Raw genomic sequence first — 9,163 nt, 5'->3', positions numbered from 1 at the left:
TCAATTTAGGGGTCTGGAAACAACTTCAAGAAACATCAGCCCCCTAGATTGTCCCCTAAATTCCGGACGGAAACCCCTAAATTATTTGGTTACCCTATTTAACATTTTTCTGTATTTTTGGATTGTCCTACGAGCAACCTGGAATCCCATTTTGTTTATAAGTTCAGCCAGTTTTTGATCGCTATATGGAGATTCTCTGTTTTCGTTTTTTATGATTGTTTTTAGATGAGTTAGAATTGTATTTTCTGAATACGCATTTCCTGATTTGCCTGGAAAAAATGACTTAAGAGGATATATACTGTTTCCAAATTCAAGGTATTTATGAGAGATGCAACGTGAAATGGTAGATTCGTGTAATTGTAATGTGTCTGCCGCATCTTTCATCATAAGTGGCTGTATATTGCCATAGTTTTTAAAAAACGAATATTGGTTTTGGATAATATATTCAGATAAACGAATTAAAGTGTTATTGCGTAATGTAACAGATTCTATCAATCTTTTGGCTTCTTTTTGAAGCGGTTTGATGTATTGTTGTAAATCTTTATTGTTAACATATTGTGTATTTAATCGAATTTGCGTTGTCTGAGTTGTTTTGATAACAAAATCTCCATCGATTATTTCAATCTTTATATCGGGATGGATATAGTTTGTCTTATTCGCAAAAGAGGAACCAGGCTTTGGATTACATTCGGTTATGATTTTCAATGCTTCATTGATTTCAACTTGCGTACATCTTGTTTGCTGTTGAATGGCTTTGAAACTTCCATCAAGCAATTCTCGGTAATGATTTTTGATTATGGCAAAACTAAGAGAGTTTTCATATCCTTTGGTTTTGAGTTGTGTAAGCAATGATTCTTTAATCGAAGTACAGAAACATCCAACTGGTTCAAAAGTATTCAGTAATTCAATTGTTTTGTTTATCTCCTGTGTTGTTTTATTTGTGATATTGGAAATTTCCTCTTTTGACAAAGTTAAGAAACCATTATCATCTATTGAATAAATCAAAAATTCACCAAGGTCAATATCAATGGATTCAGGATATGTATGTAATTGCCAAAGAAAATTTTGTTCTAATGTTTCTTCTTGAATCTGGTAGTTTATCAATAAGTCATAGTCAATCTGCTTTTTCTCTTGGTATGGTGAATCATCAATAATATCGATTGCTGGATTGGACTCAACTGCTTTTTGAAGTGTGTTTTCTAATTCCTCAACATTCATTTGAAGAATGCGTAAGGACATCTGTTGCATTTGTGACAAACGTTGTTTTTGATTTTGTGTTTGATTTTGATATTTATTGAGTTTGAGTTCCATAAAATATCTCCTCTACAGAAAAATCATAGTTATGTATCCAACTTCTGCATCAGTTATTGGTGTAATATCAGATGGCAAGTTTTTGATTATTGCTTGACGCACCAAAGAGAATAGTTGACTATGCTTGCTTTGAATATCATCCAAATCGGCACATTCCGTTACAGGGTCATTATCGATCAATCGTTCTATACAAAATGCATAGTGTATAAGAAATCTGGCTGTCTGATTCACTGAAATGTGTATCTGCAATGATTCTTCTATATCCTCTAGCGTTTGAAGAGTGCACGTTAAAATCTTTTCTTTATAAGCTTTGTCGATATTTTCAGATATAAATTGTGTGGCAAGTTGTTTGACTTCATCTAGGCTTTCTATCTGATCTGGTTTTTCATATTCAACCATTTTCCCCTTTTTCTTACATACTAAATCTTGCAGTAGCTTTTCTCCGTCTCCAAAAAGTAAACGTTCGATTCCAATAAAAGGTATTTCTTTTTGGATAGAAGAAATATTGTTGAAGTGAGGATTGACGGTTCCTATAATGGCAATGACATTCTTGTGCGTGAGTATATAAGAAAGATCATCTTCAGAACCATAGCTTAAAATCTCAACATCACGGATGTTATTTTTATCTAAGAAGTCTTTTAAGTAACAGGCGAGTCGTTCTGCTGTTCCTTCACCGGTTAGACAACTGGTAACAATTACTTTTTTTTCTTTGTCGTAGTCTGAACGAATGTTGTAGCTTTCCGTAATCTTTGTCATGATTTCATAAGCTTTTTTTTCATCATATTTGGCAAGCTTACAAGCATCTAAAACAATAAGAGTAGAAGCCATATCAATCGAATAAACTTGAGCTTGATAGTTAGACCGAATGAAGTCTTTTAAAGATTTTAAAGATCCCATATCAATAATGAGGAGAATATCTGAATCTTTTTTGAAATTAAATTTATTCAGAATTTCTGCCTCAATTTGTTTCAATGTATGATCTAATGGCATATCAATCGCATGGATATGGGGATAATTAATCAACTGAATGGCTACGTTGACTAAACTGGTGGCTGTAGACTCACCATGGCAGATGACTAAAATCTCTGTGAATTCTGTTTTATCTTGTTTATATTGATCAAGTATGCAGTAGGCAATCAAACAATTTAAATCGTTTATATATATTTCATGGTTATTTGCAATTTCATGCAACTCTTTAGAAATAATCAAAAAGAAATGATCACTCGCAGATAATGTTCTTTTTGGGGATTGAATGTCACTTTCTGTAACAGGATTCTTTTTCAGCCATATAAAATACTTTTCTAATATTTTGATTGAATCTTGTGATAAAGATATATCTTCATTTACCTCCAAACGATATTTTAAAGATGACATTTCATGATGTAGTTTCTCATCAAATGGATAATCTTCATGTTCTAACTCTTTAATAAACCCATGTATATCGTTTTTAAACAGCTTTTTAATTTCCTCAAAAGTTAGACCATTATCGTAATAACTATTGAATATGTTCTCGATTTCAGAGGAATATGCACTAGAAAGACTAGAGTGTAATTTATCTTGACTTTGATGGAAGAACATAATTTCGTCTTCTGGGAACATTTCAATCAAAAGTTTATTATCTACGGAATCATTTAGATATTCAATTTGGATCTCTTTAGGTAAATGAATAATATAAATACGAATTAAATCATCAATCTTGTTTGAAGATAAATAGTTTAAAAAGGCATTGGCACATACAAGACGGATCGTGTTTTTCAATCCACCGATATTACCTGTGAAATTGTGTGCCATTAAGGCAACGATGCATTGAGAGCGAACAAGTAAAGAAATACCCAAGTGTGTTGCCTCCAGTTGAAAATAATATTTGATCAACTCATATTTCTCTTGTATAGGTCTTTGTACAAGTGATGGAAGCATTATTTGTGAAGGGAATCGTCGCAAAAAAGTTGTCAACATTGTCTTTTGAGGATCTTCAGATGTAGCTGCTATGATTCTCTCCTGCGCATAGACTGGGTGTACAGAATCTCCCAAGCGAAAAAAATAACCCTTATCAATAAACAGGAATAACATTTCTTGCCCCTCTGGAGGGAGGCGATGTACTTCATCTAAAAACAGTACACCGCCATTACTTTTTGAGATAATTCCTTCATAATCAGCATCTGCTCCTGTAAATGAACCTTTGACATGGCCAAATAGTTGAGATAGTAAGAGCTGAGGATTGCTGGCATAATCAGCACAGTTAAATATGGTAAATGGAGCTTCGTGAGGTATTATGTTTTTTTCAATACAAAAGGCATACATTCTTTCAGCCAAAAAGCTTTTGCCAGACCCAGATGGACCGCTAATTATGGTGTTTAATCCATTTGGCGGATAAATCATAGAAGCTTTAGCGATTTCAATGGATTTTTTTAGGCTTCCGTTAAACCCAATGACTATTGAAAATGCAGATTCGTTTCTTTTTTGAGCCCAATAGCGAACAGGTCTTCCATTCGTTTTGTTAAGAAGACCTTCTCTACATAATTCATTTAAATCACTACTGACATTATGACGCTGCAAATTCATTTGATTTGCGATATCTAATGTGGTTAACCCCATATCTTCTGAAAAAATGCGTTGATCTTTTAAAAAATTGTAGATTTTTTCTTTACGTCCCATAGAATTACCTTTTGTTTAGAGAGCAAATGATTGAAAAATGAATACCAGATATATTTTGATAATACTTTTATAATACCTCAAAATGTTTTAAGTGTGTAATAATCTGATTTTCCTGTTCCTCTGTCGGCATTAGGAAGGGTTTATGACATACCCCAATGTCCATTCCTCTTAGTTTTAGAATTGTTTTTAATTTTGGAATAGTGGAAACTTCTTTTTTCAAAACAGAGACAATATCTGTGATTTTATTTTGTAATAATTTGGCCTCTTCTAATTTTCCTTCTTTATAAAGATCCCAAATTTGAACAAAGTATTCTGGAAATGCAGATGAATAACCAGAGATCACACCGTCACATCCTAATGTCATAGCAAGGGTCAGCAATAGATCTCCTCCTTGAATGACAGAAAAATCATTAGTTTTGATTTTTAGATACTCTTGTGTTCTTGCCATATTTCCAACACTATATTTCATTCCTACAACATTTTTACAACGAGTTGTTAATGTCTTCATCATGTCTGTTGTCATATCGATTGTTGTATATTGAGGGATATTGTAGATGTAAATCGGAAAGTCATCAGGGAGCGTTTTTGCAATTCTTTCAAAATATCCAATAACTTCATTTTGTTTGAATGGCCAATAGGAAGGCGTAACGATTCCGATACCGTCGGCACCTTGTTCTAAGGCATGATGTGCCAACAACAAGGTGTCTTCTTCTCTAGTGGCTCCAACATGAACAAATACAGGAACTCTATCTTTTGCGGTATCAATGATAATTTCAGCTGCCTTTTTTCGTTGGTCTACCGTTAAAAGATTCATTTCTCCCATGCTGCCTAACGGATATAAACAATGTACACCGTGATTGATTAAAAAATCTGTATAGTCTTTAAGTTGTTGTTCCAAGATATTTCCGTCAGAATCTAGAGGGGTAAGCATAGCTGTAGTAATCCCATACATTTTTTTCATTTTATTTGGCCTCCTTTGCGTTAATTATATTTTTTGGGGTAATCCCATTAAACATATCGATTATGTTTTGCGCTGTACTCATGCCAATTCGGTCATAAGCTTCAAATGTTTTGCCTCCACAGTGAGGAGTCGCAACAATATTTTCAAATTCAAATATAGGATGAGTTTTAGAAATTGGTTCTGTTTCGAAACAGTCAAGTCCTGCTCCCAGAATATTCCCATTTTGTAGATGTATTGCTAATGCATCTAAATCGATTAAGTTTCCTCGAGCTGTATTGATTAGTATAGAACCAGCTTTCATCTGATTTAGTTCTTTTTCACCTATAATATGTGTATTTTCTTCAAATCCCGGAAGATGAAGACTAAGGACATCGCTATGTCTAAGTAATTCTTCTTGCTGGCAAAACTGAACACCGAGGTTATCAGCAATGGATTTATTGAAGTAAGGATCATATGCCAGTATATGTACGTCAAATCCTTTTAACATATGCGCCAGAGCTTGTGCGATATTACCAAATCCATATAAACCCACTGTTTTTCCATGCAGTTCATGTTGGAGCTCACGATCCCAGATTCCGCTTCGAATGTGTCGATTAAATACAGAAACTTTTTTTAATACATTTAAAATCAGTGTTAATGCCAGCTCAGCTACCGATTGTGCATTTTCACCTTTGGCATAAGTAACGGATATTCCTTTTTTGGCGGCAGAAGAAATATCGATGTTATCATAGCCGACGCCAAATTTCGCAATAATTTTCATTTTATTAGCTTTTTGAAGTACATGATCTGTCCAAGGGTCCATGCCTACAATTGCCGCGTCATAATTAGGGACAAGTTGTATTAATTGTTCTTCAGAATATCGTTTTCCGGATGTATTTTCATCAATTTCAAATCCAGAAGATTGCAGATAGTTTTTACTGCTTTTACAGAATTTAGAGTAATTCGTGACTGTAACAAGTACTTTTTTCATGTGATATCCTCTCTTTCAACAATATTAATGCTGGCTTGTCCATTCTTCACAATGTTTCTTACATATGTATCGAATGAATGATCAGCATCTATTCCTAAAATTGCATCTAGAAGCATAAAAAGATTAAATCCTGAGATAAAACAAATGTTGGAAATTGATTTGATATCTTGACTAATTATTTCGTTTGATAGAAGACCAGATGTAAAAATTATTTTTTCATCTTCGGCTTGGATCGCATTGTTCATATTATCTACATTTATAAAATGAATAGGGCAGGTTCCCATAATCATTAGTAAGGTATCTTTTATATCTTGGGATTCATTTTCTGTTTCCAGATAATACAGTGATCTGCTCATTATAACCTCCTTCAATGATATACAAGCAAATGCCGTGCCAAGACACTGTGTGTCTTGAAATTTTTAGTGTCTTGGCATGCTAGTTGCTTATTCAAAAGTGAAGCCAGAGGAGGAGAGTATATGATGAAAGTATTAATGATTACACACAAGACATATGGAAAAGCTTTAATAAAAATCGTTTCACAGAAGATAATAAGTACAGAAAAAATGATTCATTTTATTGGTTTTGATGAAAACGTAGGAGCTGAAGATTTAGCGAAAAAAATATCGGAAATTAATTTGAAGGATTATTCTTTATGTTTTGTTGATTTGAAAGGAGGAACGCCAGCAAATGTGTGTATTTCCTCTCTCTGGAATCATCCAGATATTCCAATCCTAATGGGAGTGACTCCCAGGATGCTTCAATATACATTGGAATGCATTGTAGAGGGGAAAGCATTTACGGATGATATGATTAAATCAATTAAAAGGATTGGAGTTTCATCCATACAATTTAACTATTTATAAAGGAGGAAGTGATTATGAGTATTGGTATGTCTCTTATTCTTGCGGTAATTGCAGGAATGCTCTATCTGACTAGAAGATTATGTGGCGATATGATGTTGGAACGTCCGATCGTTGTATGTCCATTGATTGGATTGATTCTCGGAGATTATCAAACTGGTTTAGCTTTGGGAGCAACATTTGAACTGATTTTTATGGGCGCTCAAACTATCGGAGGATCGGTACCTACAAATATGGTGGTGGCCAGTGTGTTGGGAACAGCATTTACAATTACTACAGGTCAGGGTACAGAGCAAGCGTTGTTGGTGGCAATTCCGGCTGGTGTCGTGTCTTCTACTTTTGAAATATTTGCGAAAACAGTAGTTTCTGTAGTACTGGCAAGAGCGGATAAATATGCGGATAATGGGAACTCTAAAGGGATTTCATTTATGTTCTTTGTTGGGAATTTTATTCATTTTCTAGCATATTCTGTACCAGTATTCGTAGCAATTTACTTTGGTATGGATGCAGTAGCAGGATTAACGGAATCTATACCTGAAAATATCATGAACGGAATTACTGCGGTTGGTAATGTATTACCGGCAATTGGATTTGCGATGCTTCTTAATAGCTTGGGAGATAAAAAACTGTTCCCATTCTTCTTTGCGGGTTTCCTGATTGTGGCGTATTTGCCGGCAGTCAATGTAATCGGTGTAGCCGCAATTGGTGTGATTATTGGTTTATTATACGTATTCAATGACAAAGATGAAGAAAAAAGCGATTCTGTATTTTAGGTAGTGAGGGAGTTTATGGAAAAGAAAGTTGAAAAGAAAGATTTAAGAAAAATATTCTGGAGATCATTTTGCATACAGGGATCCTATAGTTTTGAGAGAATGTCTGGATTTGGGTTCTGCTTTGGGATGTTACCATTGATTAATAAGTTGTATCCAGATAAAGAAGAAAAACGTGTTGCCTTAAAAAGACACATGGAATTCTTTAATAGCCATAGTTGGTTTACTAGTTTTATCATGGGGATAGTGGCATCCATGGAAGAAAAGAATGCAAATGATCCTAATACAGATAATGGTGAGGCCATTTCAGCTATTAAAAGTGGTTTAATGGGTCCGTTGGCCGGAATTGGAGATTCTGTTTTCTGGGGATGTTTAAGACCAATTTGTGCAGGTATTGCAATTTCATTAGCAGGAAGCGGAAATATTTTTGCACCATTGTTATTTGTTATCGTACCGAATGCTTTGCATTTCTTTATCCGGTATAAAGGTGTATTTTTAGGTTATGATATGGCAGATAATTTTATGGAAAGTATGGAATCATTCCAGATTCGTAAATGGATGAAGGTAGCGACAATATTAGGACTAATGGTTGTGGGTGCTTTGGTAGCTTCTTGGTTAAACGTAACAACGCCTCTGGTTTACACTGTGGAAGAGTCAACCATTGAAATTCAAAGCCTCTTGGATGGAATCATGCCAGGAATTCTTCCGCTTGTTATTACGTTGATTTTATTCAAGTATGTAAGAAAAGGAAAAAATGTCAACATGTTAATGTTGATTCTGGTTGTGGTAGGATTTGTTTTGGGATTATTAGGTATTATCCAATAGGAGGTGTTTTAAATGTCGATCGTATTAATTCGAGTTGATGATCGCCTGATTCATGGACAAGTTGTCGTAGGATGGACTAGAACTGTAGAAGGAACTTACATTTTAGTGGCAGATGACGAGGTGGCAAATAATACGATGCAGAAGAAACTTTTGAAATTTGCAACTCCAACAGGTGTTCAGTCGGATATTCTTACAGTTGAAGAAAGCGTAAAAAACTTAAAAGAAGATAAATATAAAAATGAAAATCTAATTATATTAATGAAGAATCCTAAAACAGTTAAACAATTGATTGATAAGGGAATAACTATTCAAGAAATCAATATTGGAAATATTAGGTCAACTCCAAATCGAAAGCAGCTACTTAAAGGTGTAAATGCATCAAAAGAAGAAATTGAAGACTGGAAAGAACTGGATAGGTTGGGAGTAAAAATGGTTGCTCAACAGTTTCCAGATCAAAAAAAGTATGATTTTAATGCGATAATCAATAATGAATCGTAAATCTATTTTGATCCCGAATTTTTAAATAGACATGAAAACTGTCATGTCTGTTGATGAATTAGAGTTGTACAAGGGATGGATTACATTATGAATTCCAAAGAGGTTGTCAAGATCGGGCATTTGGGTTTGTCAAGAAAAGTGTGTAAGTAATTTTTTAATTACCTGTTGACACTATCTGAAGTATCTTATTTTGGACAAACCAATCTCGCATATGCACTAAAAGCCAGGTAGCTCTTTCAGAGTTGCCTGGCTACTTTTTATAGAGCTTTTATCTTAAAGCCGTATGTACTGATCGATACGATCCTTGAATAAA

The 9,163-nt window shown here is 34.3% G+C and carries 9 protein-coding genes; 4 read left to right on the top strand and 5 right to left on the bottom strand.

Annotated elements, in window-relative coordinates; translation table 11 throughout:
• Positions 1 to 81: 81 nt before the first annotated feature.
• The 5 genes from rpoN to HNQ43_RS08995 form a co-directional block, all read right to left on the bottom strand.
• Complete coding sequence (rpoN, locus tag HNQ43_RS09015) at positions 82 to 1,311, bottom strand: RNA polymerase factor sigma-54 (RefSeq protein WP_183376968.1); 1,230 nt, start codon at positions 1,309 to 1,311, stop codon at positions 82 to 84.
• 12 nt (positions 1,312 to 1,323) lie between these two features.
• Complete coding sequence (locus HNQ43_RS09010) at positions 1,324 to 3,966, bottom strand: sigma 54-interacting transcriptional regulator (RefSeq protein ID WP_183376967.1); 2,643 nt, start codon at positions 3,964 to 3,966, stop codon at positions 1,324 to 1,326.
• A gap of 67 nt (positions 3,967 to 4,033) precedes the next feature.
• A complete protein-coding gene (locus tag HNQ43_RS09005) occupies positions 4,034 to 4,927 on the bottom strand; it encodes a dihydrodipicolinate synthase family protein (RefSeq protein ID WP_183376966.1) in 894 nt (297 codons plus the stop codon).
• A gap of 1 nt (position 4,928) precedes the next feature.
• Entirely contained in the window at positions 4,929 to 5,897 is a 969-nt protein-coding gene (locus HNQ43_RS09000) for a phosphoglycerate dehydrogenase (protein ID WP_183376965.1), read from the bottom strand.
• Positions 5,894 to 6,253, bottom strand: coding sequence for a hypothetical protein (locus HNQ43_RS08995; RefSeq protein WP_183376963.1), 360 nt, complete (start codon positions 6,251 to 6,253; stop codon positions 5,894 to 5,896). Before HNQ43_RS08995 ends, HNQ43_RS09000 begins: the two co-directional genes overlap by 4 nt.
• Positions 6,254 to 6,373: 120 nt before the next feature.
• On the opposite strand from HNQ43_RS08995, the gene HNQ43_RS08990 reads away from it, so the two are divergent.
• Genes HNQ43_RS08990 through HNQ43_RS08975 form a run of 4 tightly spaced genes read left to right on the top strand, consistent with a single transcriptional unit; the run spans position 6,374 to position 8,850 of the window.
• Positions 6,374 to 6,760 carry a PTS sugar transporter subunit IIA domain-containing protein gene (locus tag HNQ43_RS08990; protein ID WP_183376961.1) on the top strand — a complete coding sequence of 129 codons (387 nt, stop codon included), beginning with the start codon at positions 6,374 to 6,376 and terminating at the stop codon, positions 6,758 to 6,760.
• 14 nt (positions 6,761 to 6,774) lie between these two features.
• On the top strand, positions 6,775 to 7,530 hold the full coding sequence (locus HNQ43_RS08985; RefSeq protein WP_183376959.1) for a PTS mannose/fructose/sorbose/N-acetylgalactosamine transporter subunit IIC: 756 nt from the start codon (positions 6,775 to 6,777) through the stop codon (positions 7,528 to 7,530).
• A gap of 15 nt (positions 7,531 to 7,545) precedes the next feature.
• The gene (locus tag HNQ43_RS08980; protein WP_183376957.1) at positions 7,546 to 8,352 is read left to right on the top strand and encodes a PTS system mannose/fructose/sorbose family transporter subunit IID; all 807 of its coding nucleotides are present in this window, start codon (positions 7,546 to 7,548) and stop codon (positions 8,350 to 8,352) included.
• Between the two features lie 12 nt (positions 8,353 to 8,364).
• Positions 8,365 to 8,850: a PTS sugar transporter subunit IIB gene (locus tag HNQ43_RS08975; protein ID WP_183376955.1), complete on the top strand. Its 486-nt coding sequence runs from the start codon at positions 8,365 to 8,367 to the stop codon at positions 8,848 to 8,850.
• Positions 8,851 to 9,163 lie beyond the last annotated feature (313 nt).

The sequence above is a fragment of the Faecalicoccus acidiformans genome (genome assembly GCF_014202635.1).
Classification (GTDB): Bacteria; Bacillota_I; Bacilli_A; order Erysipelotrichales; family Erysipelotrichaceae; genus Faecalicoccus; species Faecalicoccus acidiformans.
Note: the sequence above shows the minus strand (reverse complement) of the source record. Positions and strands in the feature narration are given on the sequence as shown.